Below are 14,498 nucleotides of genomic sequence, written 5' to 3'. Positions count from 1 at the left end.
CTTTTAAGGAGGTCTTTTGGGAATGAAAACAGCAAGCGCGGGCACGCTTGAATCGATGGATTGTCTGGTCACAGTGACCGAGGCAGCTCCCGGTTCCGGCCTCGTCGTCGAACTTGAAGGGAACGGCGTCAGCCGTTTCCGCTCCGCCATGGAAAAGGCCGTCAGGGACACGCTCGAAGCGCTGGGCGCCAACGACCTGACGGTGAACGTGAACGACCGCGGCGCGCTCGACGTGGTGCTCGAAGCGCGCGTCGAGACGGCCGTGAAGCGTCTGAGAGGTGAGAGATAATGCGCCGCACGATGCTCTATCTGCCCGGCAACAATCCCAATATGCTGGTGCGCGGTCATCTCTTCGGCTCCGACGGCATCGTCATGGACATGGAGGACGCCGTGGCGCTGTCCGAAAAGGACGCGGCCCGCGTCATGATCTCCAAATTTCTCCGGCGCGGCGACTTCGGCAGCGTGGAAGTGACGGTGCGCATCAACGGCGCCGACACCGAGTTCTGGAAGAAAGACCTCGAGGCCGTCGTTCCCTGCAAACGCCTCGACGGCATCCGCCTGCCCAAGGCCGACAGCCCGCAGGTCATCAAAGACGTGGACGAAGAGCTGAGCCGCCTCGAGGACAAATACGGCATCGCGCAGGGGCACATCAAGCTGTTCTGCATCCTCGAAACGGCCTACGGGATCTGGCATGCCTACGACGTCGCCATGGCTTCCAGGCGCGTGACCGCCATCCTGCCCGGCGGCGAAGATCTGGTCGCCGATCTGAAGACAAGCCGCACGCCCGAAGGCACCGAGCTGGAATGGTCGCGCCGCATGATCGTCATCGCCGCCCGCGCCGCCGGGGTGGACGCCATCGACCTGATGTTTCCCCGCGTCACCGACGACGAAGGTCTGCGCCGCGACGCCCAGTTTTCCAAGGATCTGGGGTTCGACGGCAAGAGCATCATCCATCCCAACCAGATCCCCGTCATCCACGAGATCTTCACGCCCTCGGAGAAGGAAATCGAAAAGGCGCAGCGCATCATCGCCGCGGCCGAGGACGCCCGCGCGCGCGGCCTCGGCACGGTGTCCGTGGACGGACGGATGGTCGACGTTCCCGTGGTCAAGCGCGCCCGTTACATTCTCGTCAAGGCCGGCCTGGAAAAGGAGGACGAATAGCCATGCCTCTCAACGCACTGGGACGGGACATCCCCGCCTTTATCGAAGGATACGGAAAAGTCAAACCCTATCGCGGCGCTTTCGCCCTTCAGCCGTCGGGCAACGTCGTCGGCCCGCGTCTGCGCGTCACCAACGCCGACCGCACCGACAAGGTGCTGCCCGACCTCAAAGCCGCCATCGCCGCGTCCGGCCTGAAAAGCGGCATGACCATTTCCTTCCACCATCATCTGCGCAACGGCGATTACGTGGTCAACCAGGTGATCGACGCCTGCGCGGAAATGGGAATCCGCGACCTGACCCTCTTTCCCACGGCGCTTTTCGGCGTGCACAAGCATCTGATCGATCATATCCAATCGGGCGTCGTCGCCCGCATCTGGGGATCCGTCAACGGCCCCATCGGCCAGATCGTCTCCGCGGGGGGGCTCGGGGAGCCCGCGGTGCTGCGCAGCCACGGCGGCCGGCCGCGCGCCATCATGTGCGGCGACGTGCATATCGACGTGGCTTTCATGGCCGCGCCGTCATGCGACCGTTACGGCAACATGAACGGCGTGCAGGGCCCCTCGGCCTGCGGGTCTTTGGGCTACGCCTTCACCGACTGTCAGTACGCCGACTGCGTCGTCGCCGTCACCGACAACCTCGTGCCCTATCCCAACGCGCCGATCTCGATCAACCAGACCTGCGCCGACTTCGTCGTCGCGGTCCCCAGCATCGGCGATCCCGCGGGCATCGTCTCCGGCACCACCAAGGTGACGAGAGATCCGCTGCGGCTGCTCATCGCCCGCTACGCCTCCAGACTGATCGAAGCGAGCCCGTACTTCCAAACCGGGATTTCCTTCCAGACCGGCGCCGGCGGCATCGCCCTCGCCGTGACGGCGTTCATGAAAGACGCCATGCTCAGGAAAGGCATCAAAGGCAGTTTCGGCCTGGGCGGCATCACCAGCTATTTCGTCGACCTGCTTCGCGAGGGGCTGGTCGACAAGCTGCTCGACGTGCAGTCCTTCGATCTCGGCGCGGTCAGATCCATCGCCGCGGATCCGCGGCACGTGGAAATTTCCGCCGACATGTACGCCAATCCATGGAACCGGGGAGCCGCGGTCAACATGCTCGACGTGGTCATTCTCGGCGCCACGGAAGTGGACCGCGACTTCAACGTCAACGTCAACACGGAAGCCGACGGCGCGCTGCTGCACGGCATCGGCGGCCATCAGGACACGGCGGCCAGCGCCAAACTGACGATCATCGCCCAGCCGCTGCTGCGCGGCCGCATCCCCTGCGTCACCGACACAGTCTACTCGGTGACGACGCCCGGCGAATGCGTCGACGCCGTCGTCACGGAGTACGGCATCACCGTCAATCCGCGCCGCGCCGACCTGGTCGAGGCGTGCCGGGGGATCCGTGACGTGCCGGTGATCTCCATGGACGAATTGGCCGACAAGGCCAGGCGGATGTCCGGCCCCATGGATCCCGTCGAGACCACCGACCGGATCGTCGGCGTCATCGAATGGCGCGACGGCACGGTCATCGACGTGGTGCGTCAGCTGAAGAAAAAATAAAATCGCATACAAAAAACGGAGCCGGTCGAGTTTCTCGGCCGACTCCGTTTTTTGTCCGGGCGCGACGTTTTTCCGCCGGCGCGGTTTTTGTTCGCGTCGTTGCGCTGCGGCATTCCAACGTTCTTGAAAAAATATCTTCGCCCCGATTGACAAAGCTTTGTTATAAGGTATAATTCTATTGTCATAAGATTTTCATTGTATACAAATTAGAACTTATTCAGCGACAAAAGGATGTTTAGGGAACCGCCGGTTCCCTTCACATAAAACACTCGATCGGGAGGGATTTTCCATGTCCAGCGCGGAGAAGAAAGCGCGAGAGAAGAGAAAGCCGACCACGTTCGAAGCGGTCTCAACGGTTGTTTTTCTGCTGCTGACGTTCGGCGCCGGCGCGCTGTGGGGGCTGAACTACGTGCCGCTGATGGTCGTGGTCGCCGCCTATTCGGCGCTGATCAGCTGGCGGTGCGGCTACACCTGGGACGAGATGGAATCGGCCGTGGGCAAACGCATCGGCCGTTCGGTGCCGGTGATCATGATTTTGCTGGCGATCGGCTTCATGCTGGGCGGGCTGATGTTCTCCGGCACGCTGCCGATGCTGATCTATTACGGATTGCAGGTGGTCTCGCCGCGCTGGATCGCGCTTTGCGCCTTTTTGCTCTGCTGCGTGTTCTCGACCGTGACCGGTACGTCCAACGGTTCGGCGTCCACGGCGGGACTGGCGATGATGGGGCTGGCCATGGCGATGCCGGACGTCAATCTGGGACTGGTGGCGGGAGCCTGCTACGCCGGTTCGCAGTTCGGCGACAAGCTTTCTCCTCTTTCCGACACGACGGTCCTGGCCTCGTTGACGACGGACAACGACATTTTCGATCACATCATCAACATGTCCAAGACGGTCGTTCCCGCGGCGCTGATCGCCATCGGCATTTACGTCTCCATCGGCATGAACTCCCCCGAGACGCCCGCGGTGGTCAGCAAGGATTCGGCGGCGCTGCTCGCGTCGCTGAGCGCCATGTTCAAGTTCCACTGGGTGCTGCTGATCCCGGTCGCGTTCCTGCTTTGGGGGTCTTTCACGAAGAAGCCCACCACGCTGGTGCTCTTCGGCGCCGGCTTCATCGCCGTCGTCATCGGCGTGCTCTACCAGGGATTCTCCGCCAAAGACGCCGTCAACGTGCTGTACGGCGGCTTCAATTCCAAAATGGTGCTGGCGGCGCATCCCGATTTCGACGTCGCGGCCATGAGCAAGGCGGCCAAGACGCTGCTCGAGCGCGGCGGCATCGCCGACATGAACAAGACGTTCGTCGCCACCTGGCTGTGCTTCTACTTCGCGGCCATCGCCGAGCAGTGCGGCTGTCTCGACGTGCTGCTGGACTCGCTGATGGGCTTCGTCAAGAGCACGGGCAGCCTGATCCTCACCACGGGAATCTCGATGGTGGTGCTGACGGCCGTCGGCGGTTCTTCCACGGTCTCGCTGCTGATCGGCGGCAGCATGTTCAAGTCCAAATACGAGGAGATGGGCGTCAACACGCTGAACCTGTCCCGCACGCTGGAGGACTTCGGCACGGGCACCTCGGGTTTCTTCCCCTGGACTTCGTCGGGGATCCTCTACGCCAGCGTGCTTTTCTCGTCGAGCACGACGTTCCTGCGCTACTCCTTCTTCAGCTGGATCGTCTGGCTCCTCGCCATTTTCTACGGTTTCACCGGCCTGGGGCTGCGCACGTCGCCGACCCGCAAGCAGCGTGAAAAAGCCGCCCGGCGCGCCGCCGCGCAGTAAAGGCGCGCGGAAATGTACTGCGACGTTCACATTCACACGGAAGCTTCGAGCGACTCGAAGACGACCATCGAAGACCAGCTCGACCGCGCCGTCAAACTGGGGATGAAGTACGTCTGCATCACCGACCACCAGGATTACGATTATCCTCAATGGCACAGCACCTACCAGCTGAACGAGAACGGCAACGTGGGCGCTTACGTCGAAAAACTGCTGAAAACGCGCGAAGCCTACAAAGGACGCATCGAGATGCTTTTGGGCATCGAGTTCGGCCTGCAGCCCCACCTGGCGGAAAAGCACAACAAAGTCTACGCCGACTACCCGTTCGACATGGTGATCGGCTCGACGCACATTTTCGAGGGGCGCGACACGGAGGACCAGACGCTTTACGAGGGGCGCAGCAAGGAAGCCTCGATCCGCGCCTACTTCGAAACAGAGCTGGAAAACCTGTCCGTCACCGACGGCTACGACACCGTCGGCCATCTGGATTACGTGCTGCGCGACATCCCCGGCAAGAACGAGGGCTTCGCTTACGCGCAGTACGCCGACCTGATCGACGCCATGCTGCTCACGGCGATCAGAAAGAACAAGGCCGTCGAGCTGAACACAAAATCTCTCGTCGTGGGCATGCGCGATTCCAGCCCCGGACGCGAGGTGTTCAAACGCTACCGCGAGCTGGGCGGCGAACTGGTCACGCTCGGTTCCGACGCGCACTTCCCGGAACGGATCGGCGCGTGCTTCGACATCGCCGGCGACATTCTCAAAGACGCGGGCTTCACATATTACTGCGTGTTCAAAAATCATCAGCCCGAGTTCCTGCCGCTGTGACGGAGGGATTTCCATGTACATCAAGCCGTTTAAAGTCGAAGAGTGGATCAACGCTCACGAACAGACCGCCAAATACAACATCTCCAGCACCGGCGTGGTCAACCTGACGCTGGACGGCCTGTTGGAACTGACGGGAACCGATCGGGAAGCGTTTCTCGGGGAGCTCTGCTCGCGCCGTCTGTCCTACGGCCACATCGGCGGTTCGCCGGGACTGCTGCAGGGCGTCTGCGGCCTGTACCGCACGCTGAAGCCCGCGGACGTGGTCCCCACGCACGGCGCCGCGGGCGCGAACCACCACGTCTTCTACACGCTCATCGAACCAGGCGACCGCGTGGTCAGCATCGTACCGACCTATCAGCAGCTCTATTCGATCCCCGAAGGCTATGGCGCCGACGTGAAGTGGCTCAAGCTCCGCAAGGAAGACGGCTTCCAGCCCGATCTCGACGAACTGGAACGTCTGGCCGCCCCCGGGACGAAGATGATCTGCATCATCAACCCCAACAATCCCTGCGGCTCCGTCATCTCCAACGAGGCGCTGCGCCGCGTCGTCGGCATCGCCCGCGCCGCGGGGGCCTGGCTACTCTGCGACGAATCCTACCGGCACCTGACGCAGAACGGCGAATGGATCGATTCGGTGGCCGATCTGTACGAAAAAGGCATCTCCACCAGCAGCACCTCGAAAGTGTTCTCCATGCCGGGGCTGCGCATGGGCTGGATCGCCTGCCGCGACCGCGATTTCGTCGCCTCCTGCCTGTCGCACCGCGACTACAACCTCGTCAGCTGTGGCAACCTCGACGACACCATCGCCGCGCTGGCGCTGAAACACGCCGGCACTCTGATCGAGCGCGGACAGCGCGTGATCCGCGACAATCTGCAGGTCGTCGAGGGCTGGGTGCAAAGCGAGCCGCACATCTCCTGGGTGAAGCCGCAGGGCGGCTCGATCACGCTGCTCTACTACGATTTCGACATGAACTCGTACGACTTCTGCCAGAAACTCTTCGACCGGACCGGAGTGTTCGTGTCCCCCGGCGACTGCTTCGAAATGCCCGGCTGCTTCCGCCTCGGCTACGCCGGCAACACCGCCGAGTACCTCAAGGCCGGCCTGGACGGCATCAGCCAGTTCATGAAGACGCTGGAATAGAATAGGACAGCTCCATAAAAATTCCCCTGAAAACGGATTCATCCGATTTCAGGGGAATTTTTTTGAAGCGAACCCTTGACCTCAGTACAGCCACGTGCAGCCGGAATCGGTGCCGTTCACCATTTTGCGGTAAGCGGCCAGCACGCCTTTGGCGGGATGGTCGGGCTTTGTGACGTTTTCAAGGCGGCGGGCGATCTCTTCGTCGCTGACTTCGAGATGGATGCTGCGCCGGTCGATGTCGATTTCGATCATGTCGCCGTCCTGGACCGCGGCGATGGGGCCGCCGTCCCAGGCTTCGGGCGTGACATGGCCGATGCAGGGGCCGCGGGTGGCGCCGGAATAGCGCCCGTCGGTAATCATCGCGCAGCTCTTGTGCAGTCCCATGCCGACGAGCATGGCGGCGGGAATGGACATTTCGCGCATGCCGGGGCCGCCTTTGGGGCCTTCGTACTTGATCACCAGCACGCAGCCGGGCTTGACGCTCCTGTCGATCATGCAGCGGCGCAGTTCTTCCTCGGACTCGAAGCACACGGCGGGGCCGCGGTGATGAAACATCTCCGGATCGACGCCGCTCTTCTTGACGATGCAGCCGCCGGGGGCGATGTTGCCGTAAAGCACGGCGAAACAGCCGTCGGGATAAAGCGGGGCGCTTTCGCTGTGGATGACCGCGGGATCGACCGCGCGGCTGAAACGGTCGAGCAGATCGCCCATGGTGCCGCCCATGGCCATTTTCGCCGCGCGGTCGAGGTGGCGTTCGATGGCCTTGAGCGTGGCGCCGACGCCGCCGGCTTTGTAGTAGTCGTAGATGTTGTACTTCGACGAGGGCTTGAACTTGGCGATGCAGGGCACGTCTCTCTGAATCGCGTCGAAGTCGCCGATGTCCAGCTTGATGCCCATCACTTTGGCCAGCGCGCAGACGTGCAGCTGGGCGTTCGTGGAACCACCGGTGGCGGCGATGTGGCGCAGGCCGTTTTTCAGGCTGCCTTCGCCGACGACGTCGCGGAAGCGCACGCCCTCCCGGGTCAGTTCGACGATGCGCTCCCCCACGTCGCGGGCCTGTTTGTACTTGCCCGACGAGCAGAACAGCATCGTGGTGCTGTCGATCGGGCAGACGCCGATCGCTTCGGCGAAGACGCCCATGGTGTTGGCCGTGCCGTACATGCTGCACGTGCCGCAGGAATGGCAGATCTTCTCGCGGTATTCGCTGAAGGTCTCCTCGCTGATCGCCCCGACGGCGCGTTCGCCGATGGACTCTTTCAGGTCGGGAGTGACGAAGGTGCGTTCCTGCGTCTCCCACGGCATCATGCTGCCGCAGGTCAAAAACAGCGTCGGCTTGTTCAGCGAGGCGGCGGCCATGAGCATGCCGGGGACGATCTTGTCGCAGCTGCACATGAACACGAGGCCGTCGAAGCCGTGCGCGTTCACCATCGCTTCGGCGCTGCCGGCGATCAGATCGCGCTGCGGCAGGATGTAGTGCATGCCATCGCCCTGGGCCATGCCGTCGCAGGGCGCCGGCACGTTGAACTCGGCGGGGACGCCGCCCGCGGCCCAGATGCCCTCTTTGACGAAATTCGCCAGATCTTTCAGCGGCCGATGCCCCGGGTTGACGTCAGCGTACGAATTGACGATGCCGATCACCGGCTTGTGCAGATCCTTGACGCGATAGCCGCAGGAATTCATCAGCCCCGCCCAATAGGCTTCCTGAGGATCGTCCGCGTCGCGTCCTTTCCATTGCCCCATCTGCGCTCCCCCCTTTTTGTTTCGCAAACGAGCGAAGGCGTTCGCATCGTTTGTTTCGATTATAAAATGATCCGTCTTAAAAGAAAAACAATATTTAACACCGTTTATTACAAGTAAAAACTTGCCATCGTTCGACCGTTCTGGTAGCATCGTAAAAAACGCGCGGAGCGTGCCGGACAGAGCTCCGCCGCACGTTAACCGAGAGCGGATGTTCCACGTGGAACATTCGCGGGAAAGGAAGAACGGTCATGACCACAGGACAGGAAATGTTTTTGCTGGCGGCCCAGGAGCTGAGTTTTTCCCGCGCCGCCAAAAGGGCCTTCGTCACGCCGCAGTGCCTGAGCGACCACATCCGCCGGCTCGAAGAGCGGTACGGCGTGAAACTTTTCCACCGCCGTCCCCGGCTCGAACTGACGCGCGAAGGCCGGACGCTCCGGGATTATCTGAGCCGAATCGCCCAGCTGGAAGAGAACATGGCGCTCGAGATGGAAGACGTCAGCGCGGGCATGCGCGGCACCGTCCGCCTCGGCATCCCCCTCACGCGCGGTCGCATCTTCATCCCCCGGATCATGCCCGAATTCCAGCGCCGTTTTCCCCGCGTCGACGTGAAGATCGCGCTTCGCGACACCCGCGACCTGCAGAAGATGACGGTCGAGGGCACGCTCGACCTGTTCGTCGGCGTCGGCGCCGAACACAGCCCGCTGTTCCGGTTCGTGCCGATCGCCGCAGAGCCGCTCTACCTCGTCGTTCCCGAACCGCAGCTGAGCCGCGCGTTCCCCGACTGCGACGAGTCCGCCGCGGCAAAACTCCGCCGCAGCGGCGCCGACCTGACGCCGTTCGCCGACGTCCCCTTCGTTCAGGGCAACGACATGAGCACGACGACGCTGCTCGTGCGCGAGCTCTGGCAGAAAAGCGGCCTCAAGCCGAATCTGCACGTCGAGGTGAGCAACTTCGACATCATGCTCGACCTCTGCCGGCAGTGCGGCTGCGCGACCATCTGCTCCCGGGGCCAGCTGCACCGCCTGAAGGGACAAAAACGCCGCGAAAAACCGGGAGAACGCCTGCGCGTCTTCCCGCTCCGGGACAAAAACCGGCTCGCCGTCGAGCTGGTCACGCCGCGCAGCGCCCGCCCCGCCAAGTTCATCAGCGCTCTCGGGCAGATGCTCGTCGAGACCATGAAAAGCGAAGACGCCGCTCTCGAACAGTGGCTGCGCGCCGGCGAGCCGGGAACGAAAGCCGAAAAGACGGCTCTTCCACAGGAATGAAAAAAGTTCCCCGCCGGACGGCGGCGCCTTCGCGCCCTGTCCGGCGGGGAACTTTTTTCATTCGGAGAGAATTTTCGAAGATCTAAAGGCGCGGCCGGGCGTTTTCTACGCGTCGGCGTTGAAAACGTTCCAGTCCACCTTGCCGAATCTGGCGCAGGCCGCCATCGTGCCGACCATGTCGCCGGTGACGTTGCCGGTCGTATGGGGAATGTCGATCACGGGCCAGATCGCCGCCAGGATGGGGACGAGGCCAAGCGGCAGCCCCAGCGACTCGAAGAACACGGCGGACATAACGATCCCCGCGCCCTTTACGCCGGCGGCGCCGACCGCCAGCATGAGCCCCAGCAGAACGGTCTGCACGAGACGGAGCGGCGTGATCTCCACGCCGAAGATGTCGAAAGCGAAGACGGCGATCACGCCGAAAGCGGCGGCCATGCCGTTCATGTTCATCGTGTTGCCCAGCGGCAGCGAGAACCCGTAAACGCTCTCGTCGAGGCCGAGTTTTTCCTCGGCGATGTTCATCTCCATCGGCAGCGTCGCGGCGCTGGAAGTCGTCGTGGCGGCCACCAGCATGGCCGGAGCCACGTGCTTGAAGAAGCGCAGAGCGGGGACGTTCCAGATCTTCAGCGCCAGCGGATACACGACGAACATGCCCGCTAGGATCGCCGCGTAATCGGCGACGAAGAACTTGGCGATCGCCGTCATCATCTTGCCGCCGATCGTGCCCGCCACGCAGGCGACCAGCGCGCCGATGCCGTAGGGGGCGAAGCCCATGACGAACTCGGTGATCTTGATCATCACGTCGGCCATGTTGCGGAAAAAAGCGATCGCCGCGGGGACCCTGTCTTTCAGGTGCAGCAGCGCCACGCCCGTGATCAGCGCGAAGAAAATCACCTGGATCATGTTCATGTTGGCCATGGAAGCCACGGGATTCTCGGGGATCCAGTTGAGGATCGTGTCGATCGCCGAATACCTGCCGACCGTCACTTCCTTGACCACGGAGCCGAGCACGCCCTCGGCTCCCCTGCCGGGGCGGAGCGCAAGCGCCACGCCGGTGCCCATAGCGGCAAAAACGAGAGAAGACAAAAGGTAAAAGGCGACGATGAAACCGCCGATCTTTTTCAGGCTCCCGGGGCTCTCCATGCTGGTCACCCCGGCGACCAGAGTGAAGAACACCAGCGGCACGATCAGCATCTTGAGCAGGCGCAGGAACAGGTCGCCGACAGGCTTGATCACCGTCACGGCAGGGCCCCAGTAAATGCCGGCGGCGATACCGACGCACATCATGACGACGATCTTACGGGACATGGACAGCTTGGACCAAAAGTTCATAATACCCCTCCTTCTGCAAACTGCGATAAAACCGTTTCGTTCATCCGGACGCGACGATTTCTTTTACGGCCAAGAGTCATTCGACCGTGCAGCCCAGCTCCCCGAGCTTGGCGTCCACCCAGGGACGCGGGTATTCGCCCCTGAGAATGCCCGCCATGATCGTCGCTTCCTTCTCGACCACCGCGCGGGCAGCTTTGGCAAGATCCTCGGCCTCGCCGGGGCGGATCACCAGCACGCTGTCGGCGTCGCCCACCACGATGTCGCCGGGGGTGACGATCACGCCGCCCAGGGAAATGGGATAGTTGATCTCGCCGGGGCCGTTCTTGTACGGCCCGTTGGGCGTGACGCCGCGCGCGTAAACAGGCAGATCCATCCCGGCGATGGCGCCGGCGTCGCGCACCGCGCCGTCCACGACCACGCCGGCCACGCCGCGGACTTTGCAGTACGTCAGCATCAGCTCGCCGAAAATCGAGCGTTCCGTGCATCCGCCGGCGTCGATCATGAACACGTCGCCGGGCTGGGCCATGTCCATGGCCTTGTGGAACATCAGGTTGTCGCCTTCGGCGACCTTGACCGTAAAAGCCGTGCCCAGCAGCGGCGCCGCGTTCAGCGGACGAATCGCCGCGTCGACGGCGGCCATGCGGTTCATGCAGTCGTCGATGTTCGCCACAGGAACGCCGCGAAACAGTTCCACCAGTTCACGGGGCGGACGGGGAAAATCGGTACGGATCCGACAGCCAATCGTGCTCATGTTATTTTCTCAGCCCTTTCATCATTCTCGCGATGTTCTCCACGGCACGGCGCAGCTGCGCGTCGTCGGTCGCAAAGGAAAAACGCATCCAGCAGCCCTTTTCTTCCCCATAAGAAACGCCGGGCACGCCCACCACCTTGGCGTTGTTCAGGATATACTCGCCGCCCTGGTTCGAATCCATGCCGGGCAGATCGAATTTCGTCCAGGCATAAAAAGCCCCCTCAGGCATCTCGCAGTGCACGCCGGGAACGGCGTTCAGCCCGCCGACAAAAAAGTCGCGGCGCTCCTGATATGTGCGGCGCATCGCTTCGATCTCCTCGCCGCATTTAAAGGCCATCGCCGCGGCTTTCTGGATGAAGCCGCTCGTACAGGAGATCGTGTGCTGGAACAGTTTTCCCGCCACCTTGACGATCCCGGGAGAAGCCGCCATGTAGCCGATGCGCCAGCCCGTCATGGCGACGCATTTGGAAAAACCGTTGACCGTGACGACGCGCAGCGCAATGTCGGCGCAGGAGGCCGGGCTGATGTTCTCGTTTCCGTCGAAGAGGATCTTCTCGTACATCTCGTCGGACAGCAGCACGACGTCGGGGTGGCGGAGCATGAAGCCGCGCAGGATTTCCGCTTCGGGGCGCGTCAGCACCCGGCCGGTGGGATTGTTGGGATAATTGACAATGAGCAGGCGCGTTTTGCTCGTCACCTTCGCTTCCAGAGCCTCTTCGGTGATGCGGTAGCCCCCGTCGGGGTCGAGGGGGACCGCCACGGAAACGGCCGCAGCCGCCTGCGCGATGGCCGGATACGACACCCAGCCCGGCGTCAGGTACATGACCTCGTCGCCGGGATTCACCAGCGCACGCACAGCGGCGTAAATGGCGTACTTGCCGCCCGGCGTGACGATCACGCTGTCGGCGTCATAGCCGGCGCAGCCGTTCTCGGTACGGAGCTTGGCCGCAATCTTCTCGCGCAGCTCCGGCAGGCCGTTGCCCACGGTGTAGTGCGTATAGCCGGCGTTGATCTGACGGAACAGTTCGTCGCAGATCTTCTTCGGCGTATCGAAATCCGGTTCGCCTCCGGCCAGATCCACGATCTCCGCATCCACGGCTTTCAGCCTTTTCGCTTTGGCCATGGTCACCATCGAAGCCGACGGAACGATCGCAGCGATCTCCCGGTTCAAATTCAAAGACATATCCGACGCCTCCTTCATATATTATTATCATGTATCTTTTTATTTTTTTATGGTATCATTGGCTAATTACAACGTCCAACGAATAATTTTAATGTTTAATATCAATAAAATCACTATTTATTCCCCGGGGAGACAGGAGAATGGACTCTTTCGATATCGAACTTTTCCGCGCCATCATCAGCAGCCGCAGCATCACCCAGGCGTCGCAGGCGCTGCTGCTCTCGCAGTCCGCCATCAGCCAGAGACTTTTGCGCCTCGAACAGGAGCTGGGCATCAAACTGATCGATCGGCAGAAGGGAATCCGCCGCGTCGAAATCACGGCACAGGGCATGCGCTTTCTCGAACTGGCGGAAAAGTGGGAGAACAGCTATCAGGAAATCCTCCGCTTAAAGGACACGGAACCGGATCAGTCGCTGGTCATCGCCAGTCCGGACAGTTTGATCAACTTCGTGCTGGGACCTTTCTTGAAGCGGCTCCCGGGCCTCGGCTATTTTCCGCGCCTGCGCACCCAGCAGTCGCTGGAGATATACGACCTGGTCGACAACAAAGAAGCCGACGTCGGCTTCGTCTTTCGCGACGCCCGTTACGTCAACATCGTCACCCGCTCCGTCCTGCGCGAACCCATCTCCATGATCTGCCGCCCCGGCAGCCCCTGGAACGAACACGCCGTTCATCCGCAGCAGCTTCGCAAGCAGGACGAAATTTATCTCGCCTGGAGCCCAACCATCCAGCAGTGGCACGATTACTGGTGGAACCCGTCGACCCATCCCGTCGTCCACGTCGACACGCCGGCGGCGCTGCTGAATTACCTGGCGCCGGGGACATGGGCCATGTGCCCGGAATCCGTCGTCGCGGCCTATCGAGACACTCAGGAAATCGAGATCCACGCCTTTGCCGAAAACCCCCCGGACCGCGAATGCTTCCTCATCCTCCACAAATCGCCCGGCAGCGGGCGGACGAAGATGATCGCCCGCTTCGAACGGCATCTCGACGCGTTCCTGCGCACGCTTCCGTATCACGTATGAGCCCGCTTCGGCCGCCCGCCAGCCCTGACGAAAAGATCCCCGATCGGGGGACGCATTTTTTGCGCCTCCCCCGCTCGGGGATCCTGTCGTTCCGTTTTTCCTGTTTCGGCCGTTACTTCGCTTCCGCAGACGCCTGTTCCGCCTTGGCGGGGACTTCCGGCTTCTTCACCGTCACCGTGGGAAGGGCGGCGAACTTCGGCCTGCGCCTGTTCATCTCCTTCAGCACGGCGTCGGTGACGTCCAGCCTGGGCGCCGCGTCGAGCAGCAGCTGACGCGCCATCACCGCGTGGAACTTCGGATTCTTCTTCCGCCACGTTTCCACGGACGCCATCAGTTCCGACTGCAGCACCGACGTCACCGCCGCGCGTTCCACTTCCATCTGCCGTTCCAGCGCCGCCTGTCCCTGCGCGATCGCGTTCTGCGCCTCGGCCGTGTTCTCCTGGCCGCGGTACAGCGCCCGCAGGTCGTTATACCCTTTCTGGAGCACTTTCTGCACTGCCTCCAGATGGGCCCGTCCCAGCTTGCCGGGTTCGGACTGGACCAGGAGCTTTTCCGTGTCCACCACGGCGATCTCCGTGGCGGACGCCGCCGCGGACATAGCGAATGTCAGAAATAAAACTGCCGCCTGCATCAAACGTTTCACTGATAAAACCTCCTCGAATAAATGGCAAATTGATAGAAAATAAATAGAAACAAATAAAAAACGAACAAAGAAGAAGGGCGGAGCGAATAAGACTCCGCCCTTTTTCTC

Annotated in this window: 13 protein-coding genes; 8 read left to right on the top strand and 5 right to left on the bottom strand. The window is 62.0% G+C overall.

Annotated features, from left to right (window positions below; genetic code table 11):
• The first annotated feature begins 22 nt into the window (after positions 1–22).
• From citD to B0D78_RS07300, 6 genes are all read left to right on the top strand, one after another.
• Entirely contained in the window at positions 23–289 is a 267-nt protein-coding gene (gene citD, locus B0D78_RS07325) for a citrate lyase acyl carrier protein (RefSeq protein WP_078016324.1), read from the top strand.
• Positions 289–1,161, top strand: coding sequence for an HpcH/HpaI aldolase/citrate lyase family protein (locus B0D78_RS07320; protein ID WP_078016323.1), 873 nt, complete (start codon positions 289–291; stop codon positions 1,159–1,161). The genes citD and B0D78_RS07320 overlap by 1 nt, the downstream gene beginning before the upstream one ends.
• A 2-nt stretch (positions 1,162–1,163) precedes the next feature.
• Entirely contained in the window at positions 1,164–2,714 is a 1,551-nt protein-coding gene (citF, locus tag B0D78_RS07315) for a citrate lyase subunit alpha (RefSeq protein WP_078016322.1), read from the top strand.
• Positions 2,715–3,003: 289 nt separating this feature from the next.
• Positions 3,004–4,485 carry a Na+/H+ antiporter NhaC family protein gene (locus tag B0D78_RS07310; protein WP_078016321.1) on the top strand — a complete coding sequence of 494 codons (1,482 nt, stop codon included), beginning with the start codon at positions 3,004–3,006 and terminating at the stop codon, positions 4,483–4,485.
• Positions 4,486–4,497: 12 nt separating this feature from the next.
• Entirely contained in the window at positions 4,498–5,310 is an 813-nt protein-coding gene (locus B0D78_RS07305; RefSeq protein ID WP_078016320.1) for a histidinol-phosphatase HisJ family protein, read from the top strand.
• A 13-nt stretch (positions 5,311–5,323) separates the two neighbouring features.
• Positions 5,324–6,451, top strand: coding sequence for an aminotransferase (locus B0D78_RS07300; RefSeq protein ID WP_078016319.1), 1,128 nt, complete (start codon positions 5,324–5,326; stop codon positions 6,449–6,451).
• 81 nt (positions 6,452–6,532) lie between these two features.
• Here B0D78_RS07300 and ilvD read toward each other — a convergent pair whose 3' ends face one another.
• On the bottom strand, positions 6,533–8,191 hold the full coding sequence (ilvD, locus tag B0D78_RS07295) for a dihydroxy-acid dehydratase (protein WP_078016318.1): 1,659 nt from the start codon (positions 8,189–8,191) through the stop codon (positions 6,533–6,535).
• A gap of 248 nt (positions 8,192–8,439) precedes the next feature.
• Here ilvD and B0D78_RS07290 point away from each other — a divergent pair, with 248 nt between their 5' ends.
• Positions 8,440–9,456: a LysR substrate-binding domain-containing protein gene (locus B0D78_RS07290; RefSeq protein ID WP_078016317.1), complete on the top strand. Its 1,017-nt coding sequence runs from the start codon at positions 8,440–8,442 to the stop codon at positions 9,454–9,456.
• A gap of 105 nt (positions 9,457–9,561) precedes the next feature.
• Here B0D78_RS07290 and B0D78_RS07285 read toward each other — a convergent pair whose 3' ends face one another.
• From B0D78_RS07285 to B0D78_RS07275, 3 genes are all read right to left on the bottom strand, one after another.
• A complete protein-coding gene (locus B0D78_RS07285; protein WP_078016316.1) occupies positions 9,562–10,788 on the bottom strand; it encodes a dicarboxylate/amino acid:cation symporter in 1,227 nt (408 codons plus the stop codon).
• A gap of 76 nt (positions 10,789–10,864) precedes the next feature.
• A complete protein-coding gene (locus tag B0D78_RS07280; protein ID WP_078016315.1) occupies positions 10,865–11,539 on the bottom strand; it encodes an RraA family protein in 675 nt (224 codons plus the stop codon).
• 1 nt (position 11,540) lies between these two features.
• The gene (locus B0D78_RS07275) at positions 11,541–12,722 is read right to left on the bottom strand and encodes a pyridoxal phosphate-dependent aminotransferase (RefSeq protein ID WP_078016314.1); all 1,182 of its coding nucleotides are present in this window, start codon (positions 12,720–12,722) and stop codon (positions 11,541–11,543) included.
• Positions 12,723–12,862: 140 nt separating this feature from the next.
• On the opposite strand from B0D78_RS07275, the gene B0D78_RS07270 reads away from it, so the two are divergent.
• Positions 12,863–13,747, top strand: coding sequence for a LysR family transcriptional regulator (locus B0D78_RS07270; RefSeq protein ID WP_078016313.1), 885 nt, complete (start codon positions 12,863–12,865; stop codon positions 13,745–13,747).
• A 112-nt stretch (positions 13,748–13,859) separates the two neighbouring features.
• On the opposite strand, the gene B0D78_RS07265 is transcribed toward B0D78_RS07270, so the two are convergent.
• A complete protein-coding gene (locus B0D78_RS07265; protein ID WP_078016312.1) occupies positions 13,860–14,390 on the bottom strand; it encodes an OmpH family outer membrane protein in 531 nt (176 codons plus the stop codon).
• Positions 14,391–14,498: the final 108 nt, after the last annotated feature.

The sequence above is a fragment of the Pyramidobacter sp. C12-8 genome, assembly GCF_002007215.1.
Classification (GTDB): domain Bacteria; phylum Synergistota; class Synergistia; order Synergistales; family Dethiosulfovibrionaceae; genus Pyramidobacter.
This window is presented reverse-complemented; position numbering and strand designations above follow the sequence as displayed.

Excerpts from the sequence above, each read along its gene's own strand:
- citD (WP_078016324.1), top strand. The coding sequence starts at position 23 with ATGAAAACAGCAAGCGCGGGCACGCTTGAATCGATGGATTGTCTGGTC.
- B0D78_RS07320 (WP_078016323.1), top strand. The coding sequence starts at position 289 with ATGCGCCGCACGATGCTCTATCTGCCCGGCAACAATCCCAATATGCTG.
- citF (WP_078016322.1), top strand. The coding sequence starts at position 1,164 with ATGCCTCTCAACGCACTGGGACGGGACATCCCCGCCTTTATCGAAGGA.
- B0D78_RS07310 (WP_078016321.1), top strand. The coding sequence starts at position 3,004 with ATGTCCAGCGCGGAGAAGAAAGCGCGAGAGAAGAGAAAGCCGACCACG.
- B0D78_RS07305 (WP_078016320.1), top strand. The coding sequence starts at position 4,498 with ATGTACTGCGACGTTCACATTCACACGGAAGCTTCGAGCGACTCGAAG.
- B0D78_RS07300 (WP_078016319.1), top strand. The coding sequence starts at position 5,324 with ATGTACATCAAGCCGTTTAAAGTCGAAGAGTGGATCAACGCTCACGAA.
- ilvD (WP_078016318.1), bottom strand. The coding sequence starts at position 8,191 with ATGGGGCAATGGAAAGGACGCGACGCGGACGATCCTCAGGAAGCCTAT.
- B0D78_RS07290 (WP_078016317.1), top strand. The coding sequence starts at position 8,440 with ATGACCACAGGACAGGAAATGTTTTTGCTGGCGGCCCAGGAGCTGAGT.
- B0D78_RS07285 (WP_078016316.1), bottom strand. The coding sequence starts at position 10,788 with ATGAACTTTTGGTCCAAGCTGTCCATGTCCCGTAAGATCGTCGTCATG.
- B0D78_RS07280 (WP_078016315.1), bottom strand. The coding sequence starts at position 11,539 with ATGAGCACGATTGGCTGTCGGATCCGTACCGATTTTCCCCGTCCGCCC.
- B0D78_RS07275 (WP_078016314.1), bottom strand. The coding sequence starts at position 12,722 with ATGTCTTTGAATTTGAACCGGGAGATCGCTGCGATCGTTCCGTCGGCT.
- B0D78_RS07270 (WP_078016313.1), top strand. The coding sequence starts at position 12,863 with ATGGACTCTTTCGATATCGAACTTTTCCGCGCCATCATCAGCAGCCGC.